General features: G+C 67.7%; 13 protein-coding genes and 1 pseudogene. 7 read left to right on the top strand and 7 right to left on the bottom strand.

From position 1 onward, the window contains the following. Positions 1 to 15: 15 nt before the first annotated feature. Positions 16 to 960 (bottom strand): serine/threonine-protein kinase, encoded by a 945-nt coding sequence (locus PWF70_RS21165; protein WP_035752892.1) that lies wholly within the window; start codon positions 958 to 960, stop codon positions 16 to 18. A gap of 86 nt (positions 961 to 1,046) precedes the next feature. Next, entirely contained in the window at positions 1,047 to 1,472 is a 426-nt protein-coding gene (locus PWF70_RS21160; RefSeq protein WP_035752890.1) for a nitroreductase/quinone reductase family protein, read from the bottom strand. Positions 1,473 to 1,559: 87 nt separating this feature from the next. Here PWF70_RS21160 and PWF70_RS21155 point away from each other — a divergent pair, with 87 nt between their 5' ends. Next, the gene (locus PWF70_RS21155; RefSeq protein WP_035752887.1) at positions 1,560 to 2,924 is read left to right on the top strand and encodes an FAD-binding oxidoreductase; all 1,365 of its coding nucleotides are present in this window, start codon (positions 1,560 to 1,562) and stop codon (positions 2,922 to 2,924) included. Here the strand turns inward: PWF70_RS21155 and PWF70_RS21150 are convergent. Then, positions 2,902 to 4,110, bottom strand: a complete 1,209-nt coding sequence (locus PWF70_RS21150) for a GGDEF domain-containing protein (protein ID WP_006359855.1) — start codon at positions 4,108 to 4,110, stop codon at positions 2,902 to 2,904. The two genes, PWF70_RS21155 and PWF70_RS21150, sit on opposite strands and share 23 nt — an antisense overlap. A 293-nt stretch (positions 4,111 to 4,403) precedes the next feature. Here PWF70_RS21150 and PWF70_RS21145 point away from each other — a divergent pair, with 293 nt between their 5' ends. After that, positions 4,404 to 5,315, top strand: coding sequence for a LysR family transcriptional regulator (locus PWF70_RS21145; protein ID WP_035752884.1), 912 nt, complete (start codon positions 4,404 to 4,406; stop codon positions 5,313 to 5,315). Positions 5,316 to 5,334: 19 nt separating this feature from the next. Here PWF70_RS21145 and PWF70_RS21140 read toward each other — a convergent pair whose 3' ends face one another. The 3 genes from PWF70_RS21140 to PWF70_RS21130 form a co-directional block, all read right to left on the bottom strand. Then, entirely contained in the window at positions 5,335 to 7,017 is a 1,683-nt protein-coding gene (locus tag PWF70_RS21140) for an acyl-CoA dehydrogenase family protein (protein ID WP_006359853.1), read from the bottom strand. Continuing rightward, positions 7,017 to 7,658, bottom strand: coding sequence for a TetR/AcrR family transcriptional regulator C-terminal domain-containing protein (locus tag PWF70_RS21135; RefSeq protein ID WP_006359852.1), 642 nt, complete (start codon positions 7,656 to 7,658; stop codon positions 7,017 to 7,019). Before PWF70_RS21135 ends, PWF70_RS21140 begins: the two co-directional genes overlap by 1 nt. 77 nt (positions 7,659 to 7,735) lie before the next feature. Beyond that, complete coding sequence (locus PWF70_RS21130) at positions 7,736 to 8,569, bottom strand: alpha/beta fold hydrolase (protein ID WP_006359851.1); 834 nt, start codon at positions 8,567 to 8,569, stop codon at positions 7,736 to 7,738. A 76-nt stretch (positions 8,570 to 8,645) separates the two neighbouring features. Between PWF70_RS21130 and PWF70_RS21125 the strand changes: the two genes are divergently transcribed. From PWF70_RS21125 to PWF70_RS21110, 4 genes are all read left to right on the top strand, one after another. After that, entirely contained in the window at positions 8,646 to 9,101 is a 456-nt protein-coding gene (locus tag PWF70_RS21125) for a MarR family winged helix-turn-helix transcriptional regulator (protein WP_081474357.1), read from the top strand. 302 nt (positions 9,102 to 9,403) lie between these two features. Then, on the top strand, positions 9,404 to 9,877 hold the full coding sequence (gene msrB, locus PWF70_RS21120; protein ID WP_006359849.1) for a peptide-methionine (R)-S-oxide reductase MsrB: 474 nt from the start codon (positions 9,404 to 9,406) through the stop codon (positions 9,875 to 9,877). Next, positions 9,874 to 10,422, top strand: a complete 549-nt coding sequence (msrA, locus tag PWF70_RS21115) for a peptide-methionine (S)-S-oxide reductase MsrA (protein WP_006359848.1) — start codon at positions 9,874 to 9,876, stop codon at positions 10,420 to 10,422. Before msrB ends, msrA begins: the two co-directional genes overlap by 4 nt. A gap of 147 nt (positions 10,423 to 10,569) precedes the next feature. Beyond that, positions 10,570 to 11,520, top strand: a complete 951-nt coding sequence (locus tag PWF70_RS21110) for a PfkB family carbohydrate kinase (protein WP_006359847.1) — start codon at positions 10,570 to 10,572, stop codon at positions 11,518 to 11,520. On the opposite strand, the pseudogene PWF70_RS21105 reads toward PWF70_RS21110, so the two are convergent. Continuing rightward, positions 11,517 to 12,148, bottom strand: a pseudogene (locus tag PWF70_RS21105) (flavin reductase family protein). The gene PWF70_RS21110 and the pseudogene PWF70_RS21105 sit on opposite strands and share 4 nt — an antisense overlap. 55 nt (positions 12,149 to 12,203) lie before the next feature. Here PWF70_RS21105 and PWF70_RS21100 point away from each other — a divergent pair. Beyond that, complete coding sequence (locus PWF70_RS21100; RefSeq protein WP_006359845.1) at positions 12,204 to 12,953, top strand: tyrosine-protein phosphatase; 750 nt, start codon at positions 12,204 to 12,206, stop codon at positions 12,951 to 12,953. Positions 12,954 to 12,999 lie beyond the last annotated feature (46 nt).

Here is a 12,999-nt window from a genome sequence, read left to right as displayed (position 1 = left end):
CCGGCAGGCGGTCCGTCACGGATGACGCGGTCGCCCCCACCAGCGCGATCGGCCCGGTTCGGGGACGGGCACGTCACGCATGAGGCGGACCAGGATATCCACGAATTCCGTACACGTCGGATAGCGGTCCTGTGGTGCTTTGGCGAGCGCCTTGGCGAAGATCGAATCCATTGCCGACGGGAGCCACGGCCGGCGCCGGGTGAGCCGCGGCGGGTCGTCGTTGATGTGTGCGTAGGTGATCGCGAAGGCCGTGTGCCGCGGATACGGCGGTGTGCCGGTGAACAGTTCGACGAGGCTGCACGCGAACGAGTAGTTGTCGCTGGCCGGGGAAAGGCGATGTGCATGAAGTAGTTCCGGCGAGGCATACCCGATGGAACCCTGTACCCGGCCGTTGCGCGCGAGCGGCTTTGTGTCGTCGAGGAATTGGGCGATCCCGAAATCGGAGAGATAGGCGTCCACCGGGGTGGGGTCGTCCGCGTCGGAGCCGAGCGGCCGGGAGAGCAGGATGTTCGCGGGCTTGACGTCGCGGTGAAGAATGTCCTGTCCGTGCGCGTGGTCGAGGGCGTCGGCGATCTGTCCGGCCACTCTCAGGATCGTGTCCACGTCGGGTTCGGCGTTGTCGCCGGGGACGAGTGCGGTGGCCGCCGGGCCGGCGGCGTACTGCATCGCCAGCCACATCGACGGTTGGTGGCGAGGGCCGAGAGAGCCGGGCGGCGCGGCGATCTCGCCGTGAGCCCGCATCCGGACGATGTGCGGGTGGTCGAGGAGCGAGGCGATTCCGAACTCGCGCTCGAACCGTTCGCGGACCCGGGCGTGATCGGCGGCGTTCGGGTGCAACACCTTCAGCGCGACCGGTCCGTCGCCGTCCTCGCGATGGGCACGGAAGACGTCCGCGCTCGCACCACCGCCGACGAACTCGTCGATGGTGAAGCCGTCTACCCGGTCGCCAGCCTCGAACACCCTGCCCAGGGTAGAGCGACGACGATGCGCGGGTGCGGTGCCGGACTCGGGTGTCGAGGCCCGGGTGCCGGAATCGGTCTCGACCGTCAGGATTTCGGTGTCAGCCGGAAGATCGGGAACTTCCGTCCCTGGGCGGTCTCGGTGTACTTGACGAACTGATCGGTGAACGCCGTGAACTTCGCCCAGGCGGCCTCCCAGTCGGCGTCGGTGATCTCGGTGACCTGGGTCTCGTGGCGTTCGATGCCCTCGGCCGCGGGGGCTTCGACGGCAACCGAGTCCGGGTGCGCCCGGAGGTTGTGTACCCAGGCCGGAGTCGTCGGCGAACCAGCAAAGGAGCCGATGACGAGCCACGACCCGTCATCGGCGAGGCCGAACAGCGGGCTGATGCGCGGCTCGCCGGACTTGGCGCCGAGGGTGTGCAGCAGGACGAGGTTCTTCCCGAACCCCGCGGTCTCGACATGTCCGTTGTTGGCGCGGAACTCGTTGATGATGGTCGAATTGAAGTCGTTCACGATCTCCTTGATACGCCTACAGAGCTCTGACCGGCAGGTGTCTCGAAGTGAAACCGCGTTCCGGGCGTCGAAGAATACGCTGAACGCATGAGTGCCGAAACGAGTTCGTTGGCCGCCGCCCTTCCCGACGGAATGGTGATCACCGACCCCGACATACTCGCCGGGTATCGCCAGGACCGCGCTTTCGACCCGGCCGCCGGTACCCCACTCGCACTGATCCGCCCGACTTCGACCGATCAGGTCCAGACGACGGTTCGGTGGTGTGCCGAGAACCGGATTCCGATCATCACCCGCGGTGCCGGCACCAGCCTGTCCGGCGGCTCGACCGCGGTGGACGGCGCCGTCATGATCTCCACCGAGAAGATGCGCGAGATCGCCGTTGACCCCGCGACGCGCTCCGCCGTCGTCCAGCCCGGGCTGTTCAACTCCGAGGTCAAGGCCGCGGCGGCGGCGGAGGGTCTCTGGTACCCGCCGGACCCGTCGTCGTTCGAGATCTGTTCGATCGGCGGCAACGTCGCCACCAATGCGGGTGGGCTGTGCTGCGTGAAGTACGGGGTCACCACCGATTACGTGCTCGGGCTGCAGGTGGTGCTCGCCGACGGTCGAGCGGTTCGGGTGGGCGGCAAGCAGCTGAAGGACTCCGCCGGGCTGCCGTTGACCAAGCTGTTCGTCGGCAGTGAGGGACTCCTCGGCATCATCACCGAGGTGACCTTGCGGCTGCTGCCGCCGCAGGGGCCGGCGAGCACGGTCGTCGGGGTCTTCGACTCGGTACACGACGCCAGCCGTGCCGTCCTCGCCGTCACCGGCGAGATCCGCCCGGCGATGCTGGAATTCATGGATTCGGTGGCGATCAACGCGGTCGAGGACATGCTGCGCATGGGACTCGACCGCGACGCGGGCGCACTGCTCGTCGCCCAGTCCGACGCACCCGGGGCCGCCGGTGCCCAGGAGGTCGAACTCATCCGGAACGCCTTCGAGTCGAACGGTGCCGGCGAGGTCTTCACCACCGACGACCCCGCCGAGGGCGAGGCGTTCACCGCTGCCCGGCGAGCAGCGATCCCGGCGGTGGAGAAGCTGGGTTCGCTGCTGCTGGAGGACGTCGGGGTCCCGTTGCCCTCGCTGCCCGACCTCATCGACGGCGTCGCCAAGATCGCCGCGGACAACCAGGTGATGATCTCGGTGATCGCACATGCCGGCGACGGCAACACGCACCCGCTGATCGTCTTCGATCCGGCCGACACGGCCGAGGCCGACCGTGCGCAGACGGCATTCGGCCAGATCATGGACCTCGCCATCGAACTCGGCGGCACCATCACCGGCGAGCACGGCGTGGGCCGGCTCAAGAAGGGCTGGCTGCCTGACCAGGTGGGTCCGGACGTGATGGAGCTGACCGCGCTCATCAAGAACGCTCTCGACCCGGACGGGCTCCTCAACCCGGGCGTGATCCTGTAGGCGTGGTCGGCACCACGGCATAGGTGCCGCGCCTCTTCGCCTTCGCCTCGAACAGGGCGTCGTCGGCGAGGGCGAAGTCGCGTCGAATGCGCTCGGTCGCATCCTCGTCGGTCATGTGCTCGCTGTGCAGGGGACCCACCGCGATGCCGAGACTGACGGTCGCCCACTCGCCGTCGCCGGCGTCGACCGGTTGGCCGCGGATGTCTTCGGCGACGGCACGCACCGCCTGTTCGTCGAGCCGCGCCGCGATCGCGAACTCATCGCCGCCGAGCCGGGCGACGACCGCAGGCTCGGGCACGGCGCCCTGGAGGATGTCGGCGACCTGCTGCAGGACGGCATCGCCCACGGCGTGCCCGTGGTCGTCGTTGATCCGTTTGAAGCGGTCGACGTCGGCGATGACCAGTGCGAACCGGTCACCGGGACCCCGACGCAACAGTGTGGTCGTGGCGAGGATGAATCCGCGGCGGTTCAGCAGTCCGGTGAGTGGATCGGTATTGGCCATCCGCAGTTGGTGTTTCAGGGATCGCTGGAGGTCGGAGGTGTAGCCCTGGTGCAGGGTGACCGTCCCGCTCACGGCGACGAGCAGAGCAAGGGTGGCGGCGAACGCGGGCACGGGCGGAGCGCCGTCCAGCCAGGCGAGAACTCCGAGTGTGCAGGTCACTGCGCTCGACAGGGCCAGGTGCAGGTACACGACGCGGGCACGTACGAAATGTGCGCTGTAGGAGCCGATCACGGCGAACAGTGCCGAGAAGTACAGCGCCAGGCGTGGATCGGCGACGGCGAACAGGCACACCGCCACACCGATGTCGGCGTAGGCGACGAAAGCGTCGTTGAACCCTCGGACGTGTGACTTCTTGGTCCACCACATCACGCCCAGATGGACCCGGCTCACCGCGATCGCGGTGGGGATGGTGGTGGCGGCAGCGGTACCGAGGATCAGCGACCGCCACAGCGAACCCTGCGCGCCGCTCGGCGTGAACAATCCGAGCGCGCCCACGACGCCGAAGATCAGCACCAGCCCGGCGATGGTGTACCGGATATGGCGTTCGCGCAGACGCAGCTGCCGGAGAACGTCGAGTGTTTCGTCGTAGAGCCCGCTGCGCCGTGCGATCTCCGCGGTGATCGAGTCGCGACCGAGCCCGCCGAACGGAGTAGATCTCGGCGAACGGCCGACCGTTTCTTCCACCTGATCGAGCTCCGGAAATGGGGGTTGGGGCGAACAATGCGAAGTCCAGATGAGCATTAGCGATGCTTCATCAGAGCAATTGATAGCCGCCGACGCCCGGTTGCGGCAGCGAAAACACCGAAATGTGAGAAAGAAGCACCTGCCGAGGTCCTCCCGTCCCCTCCGCGGGGGACCTCAGCAGGTAGCCCAAAACGCGAATGACATCTGAACACGATGCCATGCAGAAATGAGCATATTGGGTTGAAGGTCAACCTACAATCACATCAATCCGGATAACTGACAGGAGATGGTTGATGAATGGTTCTGGGGACGCCGGACTCCGCGATATAGACCTGCGCCGACTCCGAATGTTCGTCGTCGTCATGGAGGCTCCGAGCCTCCGCGTCGCCGCCGACAACCTGTTCATCAGCCAGCAGGCGTTGTCCTCGGCGATCCGTGAACTCGAGCGACAGCTGGGAGTCGAGCTCTTCTCCCGTTCGCGGCGCAGCCTGACGCCGACGCCGGCCGGGGAGGCGCTCTACCGCGGCGCGGTGCCGCTGCTGGCCGGCGGGGAACAGCTCGCCACGCAGGTCAGACGGGTCAACGCAGGGGCACCCGCACCGTTCGTCATCGGCCATGCACCCGACCTCGCGTCGTCGGAGGTCTTCCGGATCATCGAACCCGTGGTCCTCGCCGACCCCTCGGTGCCGATCACGGTGCGCCCGGTGTTCGCCGACTTCATGCGTGAGGAATTGCTGTCGGGCTCGATCGACCTGGCGCTGGGCCGTGGTGTGTCGGCGCCACCGGACATGGCGACCACGATCGCGACCGAACACGAGCTCCGCCTCGCGGTGCGCAGCGATCACCCGCTCGCCGCGCATGCCCGTGTCGACATGGCCGCCCTCGCCGGTTACGAGATCGTCGTGTGGGGGCCCGAGCACGAATACGAGTACACCGACATCCTCGTCGGGTTGTGCCGGCGTGCGGGATTCGAACCGCGCATCATCCTGTCGACGCTCCTCGGTACACCGCCGCACACGGCGGTCATCGCCCACCCCAAAGCCTGTGCGTTCGTCACCAACGAGCCCGGCTGGATCTACGCGAACTCCATCCGCATCGTCGAGTTCACCGATCCGCCGTTCGCCCCCGTCCGGGCGATGTGGCTGCCCAACACCGCCTCGACGCTGCGCCGGCAGATCCTGGCGGCGGCGGAAGGGGTGGTGTGAGAACGGAAGGCGGGGTGTCTCAGTGACGTTCGAGGATGGCGGCGAGATCGGCGCCGTCGGGGAGCGCGCCGTACTCGAAGCTGCGGTCGGGTCCGAGGCGGCTGGCGATGAACGCGTCGGCGACCGCCGACGGGCTGTGCCGCACCAGCAGTGACGCCTCGAGCGCCAGGGCCATCGACTCGACGGTCGACCGGGCTCGGCGCTGGGCGTCGGCCGGGGCGAGTCGCGACAGCTCGCCGAGTTGCTCCCGGAGTCGGTCGAGGTGCGTGTCGAGAGTCCGGTCGGCGCCGCGGGCGAGGCTGACCTCGGCGTCGAAGGCGGCGACCGATTCGGGTTCTCGGGTCATCGCGCGCAGGACGTCGAGGGCGATGACGTTGCCCGAGCCCTCCCATACGGCCATCACCGGCTGCTCGCGGTAGCGCATGGCGAGGGGGAAGTCCTCGGTGTATCCGTTGCCGCCGAGGCATTCCAGCGCCTCGTAGGCGTGGTGGGGGCCGCGCTTGCAGATCCAGTACTTGGCGACCGCGGTGGCGAGTCGGCGGAAGGCGCGCTCCTGCGGATCGGCATCCTCGTCGTGGGCGCGGGCGAGGCGGATCGCGGTGGTGGTCGCGGCCTCGGATTCCAGTGCGAGATCGGCCAATACGGCGGTCATCGCGGGTTGGTCGGCCAGCGTCGCGCCGAAGGCGGCACGATGCCGGGCGTGCCACACGGCCTCGGCGACGGCCTGGCGCATGCCCGCCGCGGAACCGAGAACGCAGTCGAGGCGGGTCTGCGCGACCATCTCTATGATCGTGCGCACGCCGCGTCCCGGCTCGCCGACCATGACGGCGACGGTGCCGTCGAGTTCGATCTCGCTGGAGGCGTTGGACTTGTTGCCGAGCTTGTCCTTGAGACGCTGGATGCGGAAGACGTTACGGGTGCCGTCGGGCAGGATGCGGGGGAGCAGGAAGCACGAAAGTCCTTCGCCGCCGGCGCCGTGCGCCTGCGCGAGAACGAGGAATGCGTCCGACATGGGCGCCGAGCAGAACCACTTGTGACCGGTGAGGAGGTACTCGGCACCCGGTCCGCCGGTTCCGGCGGGGACTGCGACGGTGGTGTTGGCGCGGACGTCGGAGCCGCCTTGCTTCTCGGTCATCGACATCCCGAAGATGGCCGACTCCTTGGTGGCGCTCAGATCAGGGGAATAGCTGCGGGACAACGCCTTCGGCACCCAGTTCGCGGCGACGTCGGGCTGGAGTTCGAGTGAGGGGATGACCGCGTGGGTCATCGACACCGGGCAGGCGTGGCCCGGTTCGATCTGGCCGAACAGCATGAACGCGGCCGCACGCACGACGTGCGACCCGGGTTGAGGATCGGACCAGCAGCGCGTGTGGGCGCCGTGGGCGATGGATTCGGAGATGATCCGGTGGTATGCCGGGTGGTATTCGACCTCGTCGATGCGGTGACCCCAGCGGTCGAACGTCCGCAACACCGGCGTGATGGTGTTCGCGAGATGGGCGTCGTGCTTGAAGGATTCGCTGCCGACGAGCGCCCCGATCTCGCGGAGTTCGGCGTCGCCCCAGGCGCCGTCGTGCCGCGCGACCGCCTCGGTGAGGACGACGTCGAGCTCGTACTCGTTGACGTCCAGTCGCGGAGCGGACTGGTTGAACACCTCGTGGGTGAGGTGCGGCTGCGGATGGATGTGCGTCGCGGACTGGGTCATCATGCCTCCTGAGGCGTGGGTACGAGTGGCCGGTCCAGAACCCGGTCCGGGATCTGCAGATTCGTGAAGATCACCGCGACCGCGTCCTCGAGTCGATAGCCGAAGTCGGCTCCGGTGGCGGCCTTCTGAACCGCGAGACCGAAGATCGCCGACCAGAACGCCTTCGCCTCGACATCGATCCCGGCACGCAGTTGCCAGCCGGTGCGCACCAGCGTCGACATCAGCGCCTGCTCGCCGCGTTCGTGAAGTGTGCGCAGGGTGTCGGTGATGTGCTCCCGCAGGTCGGTGCGGCGCGACGTCAGCAGCATGGCGGTGGTGAACAGTTCGACGTCCCGCGCGCAGGGACCGAGGAGGGTTCCGACGAGCGTGTTCGTGTAGTCACGGACGGTCGTGGTCTCGGCGGCGGCCTCTTCGGCTCGACGTCCGGCCCGCAGTACACCGGCGCACGCGACCTCGACGAAGAGTTGTTCCTTGGAGCCGAAGTAGTAGGTGACCTGGTTGGGGTAGGCGTCGGCGCGCTGGCAGATCTGAGCGACCGACGCCGCGTCACCGTGCTCGGCGAACACCTCGCCGGCGGCACGCAGCAGCGCCTGGCGGGTTGCCCTGCCGGCTTCCCGGCTCGCGCGTCCGGTGGTTGCCACAGTGGGTTCCGATCGTCGACGTCAGTGTTTGTATGGCAAACAATAAACGCCGGGTGGCGCGCGGGCAAGGGTTGATTTCAGAAACGTGAGTCGGCGTAGTTGTCGGACCAGTGCCCGACGAGCTGCCGGTAGATGTTGTCCTGGTCGACGATGAGGGGCGTCAGGTGTCCATCGCCGACGAGGCCGCCGACGTGCACATGGGACATCGCGGAGGTGGCCGAGTGGATGTCGTCGGGTCCGGCTCCCATGGAGTCGGAATCGGCCACCATCATCAGGGTCGGCACGGCGATCGATGCGAGATCGGCCGTCACATCGGGGCGATGCAACATCATCGATCGCATGGCGTGGAACATCGGTCGGCGATCTGCGTCGACGAATGCCCGCATGATCTCGCACGCCCGATCAGGATGTGCAACAGCTGTTCTCGGTCCGATCAGGGCGTTCTGGAGCTGTGTACGCAACCATCGGTTGGGTCCGGTCACGCGATAGATCTGCACCAGTGGCCAGCACATCGTCCAACGCTCCCGCGGGTTGATGGGCCGGAGGGGCGTCCCGATCGTGGTCAGTGTGCGGAGTCGGCGAGGGTGTCGCGCCGCCACCTTGATGCCGATGTGGCCTCCCCAGGCGTTGCCCACCCAGTCCACGGGACCGTGGAGGGCCAGGGCGTCCATCACCGCGACCGCGCAGTCGGCGACCTCGTCGAAGGTGAAGTCGTGCGTCAGGCCCTCGCTCCGGCCGTGGCACGGGCCGTCGATGGCGATCGCCCGGTGGTCCTCGCGGACCCGGTCGAACAATGGCCCCCACGACGCCGAGTCGACGAAGAGGCTGTGCCACAGGACGACTGGTGGACCGGAGCCTTCGTGTCGGACGTGGATTCGGCCGAGCTGAGTGGGAATCGAATCGGTGCTCATGATCAGGCGCCTGCCTTTCGGCGAGGGAAATGCTTCGGAAACCGAAACTTCGGTATCCGTAGTATCCTCCGTTCCCATGGGCGGGTCAAGAGTGTCCGACGTGGAACGGCAAGCCATCGGTCAGCTGTTGGTGAGGCTCCTCGCGGAGTTCCGTTCCGACCTCGCCGGACCCCGCGCCGAGGCGGGGTTCGGTGACGTTCGCGATGCGCATCTGCAGATCTTCGGGAACATCCGGATGGGCGGAGTGCGGCTCACCGAGCTTGCGTCACGCGCGCAGTTGAGCCTGTCGGCCACGTCGGAACTGGTGAACGACCTCGAGAACCTCGGCTATTTGGCGCGTGAACCGGATCCGTCCGATCGTCGCGCCAAGTTGATCGTCCTGAGCAAGCGCGGACAGTCGCTGATGGCTGCGGCCGGGGTTCGGGTCGCCGACATCGAGCGGAGATGGGCGGCGGTGGTCGGCGACGACGACTTCGCCCACATGTGCGCGACGATGCAGCTGCTCCTGGATCGCCTGAACGCGGCCGACTGAAGGCCCGGGTTGTCAGACCTCGCGGACAGCCCGACGGAGATGAGGTTGGCGCCAGAACAGGACCATGAGCGCGACCAGCGCGGTCACCCATACGTTGACCGACGGCCCACCAGTAGTTGGAGGGTAGACCCGCGAAACAAAGCGAATTCACCAGCCTGAATTGGCTGATCTGTGCAGGTCAGTCGGCGATCTCGGACGCCGGAGAGGACGCGGGACCAAATCACGACCCCGCGTTGTTGTGCACGGTGCCGCCGGACGAGCTCCGCCAGACCGACGAGCGGCCGGCGTCGACAGGAGGAATCGTGAGCAACGAATACCGCAAGACCCCCGAGGCCTTGAACCGCCTCACCGACGCGCAGTTCCGCGTCACCCAGCGCGACGGCACCGAGCGCGCCTTCGACAACGAGTACTGGGACAACCACGAGCCCGGCATCTACGTCGACGTCGTCTCAGGACAGCCGCTGTTCTCATCGACCGACAAGTACGACAGCGGCACCGGATGGCCGAGTTTCACCAGGCCCATCGACGACGCCGCGGTGACCACCAAGACCGATCGGACCCTGTGGATGCGCCGCACCGAGGTGCGTTCGTCGGGCGCCGACAGCCACCTCGGCCACGTCTTCGACGACGGTCCACGAGATGCCGGCGGACAGCGTTACTGCATGAATTCGGCTGCGCTGCGCTTCATCCCGGTTCGTGACCTCGAGGCCGAGGGATACGGCGAGTACACCGAGCTGTTCCCCACCACAACCCACACCGAAGAGGAGACCGCATGACCATCGACACCGGTCAGATCACCGTCCGTCCCGGCACCGAGACCGCAGTCCTCGCCGGCGGATGTTTCTGGGGGATGGAGGACCTGATCCGCAAGCAGCCGGGAGTCCTCGACACCCGCGTCGGCTACACCGGCGGACAGAACGACCACGCCACCTACCGCAACCATCCCGGCCATGCGGAGGCCGTCGAGATCGTCTTCGACCCGAACGAGACGACCTACCGGGACATCCTGGCCTTCTTCTTCCAGATCCACGATCCGACGACCCGCGATCGTCAGGGCAACGACGTCGGGACGAGCTACCGCTCGGCGATCTTCCCGTTGGGTCCGGAGCAGGAGCAGGTGGCCCGGGACACGATCGCCGACGTGGATGCGTCGGGTCTGTGGCCGGGGCCGGCCGTCACGACCATCGAACCGGCGGGTCCGTTCTGGGAGGCCGAACCCGAGCACCAGGACTACCTGCTCAACTACCCGAACGGCTACACCTGCCATTTCCCGCGTGCGGGCTGGGTGCTGCCGAAGCGAGGTGCGTCGACCACGCCGTGATCCACCAGGGCCGGTCGAGGCCGGTGGATCGGTGGAGATGACATGGATTGACAGGTGACGCGATGAGATGCGGGATCGACAGCAGATAGGCGACGAGGCGAGGTGCCACAATCGGGCCAGACGACCGGGCTGACCGAAGGAGCCGACATGACCGATGCCGACGCGGCGAAGTTGCTCGTGATCGGGGCCGTGAACGTCGACCTGGTCGTCGCAGCCGAACGACTCCCGGGGCCCGGGGAGACCGTCGTCGGGCCGGACGTGAGCAGTCACGGAGGCGGCAAGGGTGCCAATGCCGCGGTGGCGGCGGCGCGCGCCGGAGCCGTCGTCCGGTACTGCGGTGCGGTCGGTGACGACGAGATGGGTGCGGGCGCACTCGGTGAGTTGGCGGAGGAGGGCATCGACGTCACCGAGGTTTCCCGCATCGACGGCGTCTCCACCGGCGCGGCGCTGATCGTGGTCGACCCGTCCGGTGAGAACCAGATTGCGGTGGGGGCCGGAGCAAACGCCCGGGTCGCTGCGGATGATGTGCGTGCAGCCGTGGCCCGCGCGGCGGACTGGGGTGTCGGATGCGTCCTGACCAGTACCGAGATAACCCCCGACGCCGCGGTTGCCGCAGTGAAAGCTGCTGCAGAGCACGGCATCACATGTGTGGTGAATCCGGCGCCGGTCCTCGACGAACTCGTCGGGGTGCTCTCGGTTCCGGACATCCTCACGCCGAACTCCTCGGAACTGCGCGACCTGTACGCGCGAACCCTGTCCGAAGGTCGGCACGACCCCACCGAAGCCGAGATGGCCACGGCGCTGGCCGAACACCTCGACGTCACCGTCGTGGTCACGCTGGGTGCCGATGGAGTACTGGTCGTCGACCGTTCCGGCGCGACGTCGGTGCCGGCGGGTGAGGTCGAGTCGGTGGTCGACACGACCGGCGCCGGCGACACGTTCAACGGTGTACTGGCCGCTTCGCTGGCGGCCGGGCACGACCTCGTCACGGCCGCGCGGCGCAGTGCAGCAGCGGCGTCCCTGACGGTGGCTCACGTCGGAGCCCGAACCGGGATGCCGACCGCCGAGGCTCTCGAGCGCGCCCCGTCGGGAAGCTAGCGCGACAGGGGTTTCGGACGTTCCATGTAGCGGTGGTGATCATTGCTCGGCAGGAAGTAGTCACCCCGGCCGCCGGCGCGCAGCAGCGGGCGTGCACGGGCGGTGTCGTAGACCAGGTCGTCGCCGAGCAGCTCCGTCGCGATGTGCACCTTCACGACCTCGCCGAGAACCATCCAGGAGTCCACGGACTCTCCTGCGGCCGAACGCAATTGGAAGGTATCGGTGACCAGGCATTCGAACGTGACGGGGCTCTCGGCGACCCGGGCCGGGCGCACGAGTTCGGAGTCGAGGGCCGTGAGTCCGGCGTGCTGGAACTCATCGGTGTCCGCGGGGAGTGCGGCCGAGGTGGCGTTCATCTTCTCGCCGATCGAATCGGTCGCGAGGTTCCACACGAACTCGCCGGTCGACTTCGCGTTGGCGACAGTGTCTTTCCATCCGACGCTGGCGAATCCGATGATCGGCGGGGTGTAGTTGAACAGGTTGAAGAAGCTGTAGGGGGCGAGGTTTCGCACCCCGGCGTCGGACACCGTGGAGTCCAGCCGATCGGACGCGGCGCGATGATCGCGTTGAGAGGGTCGTGAGCGAGACGATGCCCCTCGGCGGGGGCGTACGAGTGGAACTGGACCATCGCTTCACCGTACGTGACCGGGGTACGGTGATCCGGACATGGACCGGACGAGACGATGGGGGCCGGAGTGACCTTCTCCACTGCTGGTGAGCGCGATTCCGACCGGGTTCGGCGTTCTCTCGCGAACATCCGCGACCTCGGTGGGCTGCCGCTCGTCTCCGGCGGAACGACCTCGCCCGGGGTTCTGATCCGCAGCGACGCGCCGTATCCGGACGACGACGATCCCGTCGGTGTGCCGTGGCCGCCGTCGACCGTGGTCGACCTGCGCGATCCGTCCGAGTCGGGTGCGGTGCGGGTGACGTGGCCGGCCGAGGTGCGGTTGGTGCACCGGCAGGTGTCCTCGGGGGCCCGCATTGACCGCCTCGCCGACACCGCGCTGACCGACATCTACACCGCCATGATGCAAACCGGCGGGGATCGGCTGACGGCGGCCCTCAACGCTTTCGACCCGGCCGGCCCGACCCTTGTCCACTGCGCGGCCGGTAAGGACCGCACGGGCGTGATCGTTGCGATCGCCGAACTCCTCGCCGGTGTCGAGGAAGCCGCGATCGTCGCCGATTATCAGCGGACCGAGCAGAACATCACCGGGGTCCTGGCGCGCCTGCAGCACCGCGACCGGGTACCGAGAGGCATGTCGCTCGATGCACCGATCCTGCGCACGCCGCGGGAGGCGATCGATCTCGTCGTCGACGCCGTGACCGGGCACCGGGGTGGCCCGTGGGGCTGGTTCGAGGCGAACGGCGGCGACGTCGGGCATTTCGAGGGCTGGGTGACGCGATTCGCGCCCGGCGCAGCACCCGGGTAGGACGATTCCGCAGTCGGCCCGTCGGGCGTCAAGGGGTGGGCGCCCG

It is taken from the genome of Gordonia sp. Swx-4 (assembly GCF_030316175.1).
Taxonomy (GTDB): domain Bacteria; phylum Actinomycetota; class Actinomycetes; order Mycobacteriales; family Mycobacteriaceae; genus Gordonia; species Gordonia alkanivorans.
This window is presented reverse-complemented; position numbering and strand designations above follow the sequence as displayed.

Excerpts from the sequence above, each read along its gene's own strand:
- PWF70_RS21155 (WP_035752887.1), top strand. The coding sequence starts at position 1,560 with ATGAGTGCCGAAACGAGTTCGTTGGCCGCCGCCCTTCCCGACGGAATG.
- PWF70_RS21145 (WP_035752884.1), top strand. The coding sequence starts at position 4,404 with ATGAATGGTTCTGGGGACGCCGGACTCCGCGATATAGACCTGCGCCGA.
- PWF70_RS21140 (WP_006359853.1), bottom strand. The coding sequence starts at position 7,017 with ATGACCCAGTCCGCGACGCACATCCATCCGCAGCCGCACCTCACCCAC.
- PWF70_RS21130 (WP_006359851.1), bottom strand. The coding sequence starts at position 8,569 with ATGAGCACCGATTCGATTCCCACTCAGCTCGGCCGAATCCACGTCCGA.
- PWF70_RS21125 (WP_081474357.1), top strand. The coding sequence starts at position 8,646 with ATGGGCGGGTCAAGAGTGTCCGACGTGGAACGGCAAGCCATCGGTCAG.
- msrA (WP_006359848.1), top strand. The coding sequence starts at position 9,874 with ATGACCATCGACACCGGTCAGATCACCGTCCGTCCCGGCACCGAGACC.
- PWF70_RS21110 (WP_006359847.1), top strand. The coding sequence starts at position 10,570 with ATGACCGATGCCGACGCGGCGAAGTTGCTCGTGATCGGGGCCGTGAAC.
- PWF70_RS21100 (WP_006359845.1), top strand. The coding sequence starts at position 12,204 with ATGGGGGCCGGAGTGACCTTCTCCACTGCTGGTGAGCGCGATTCCGAC.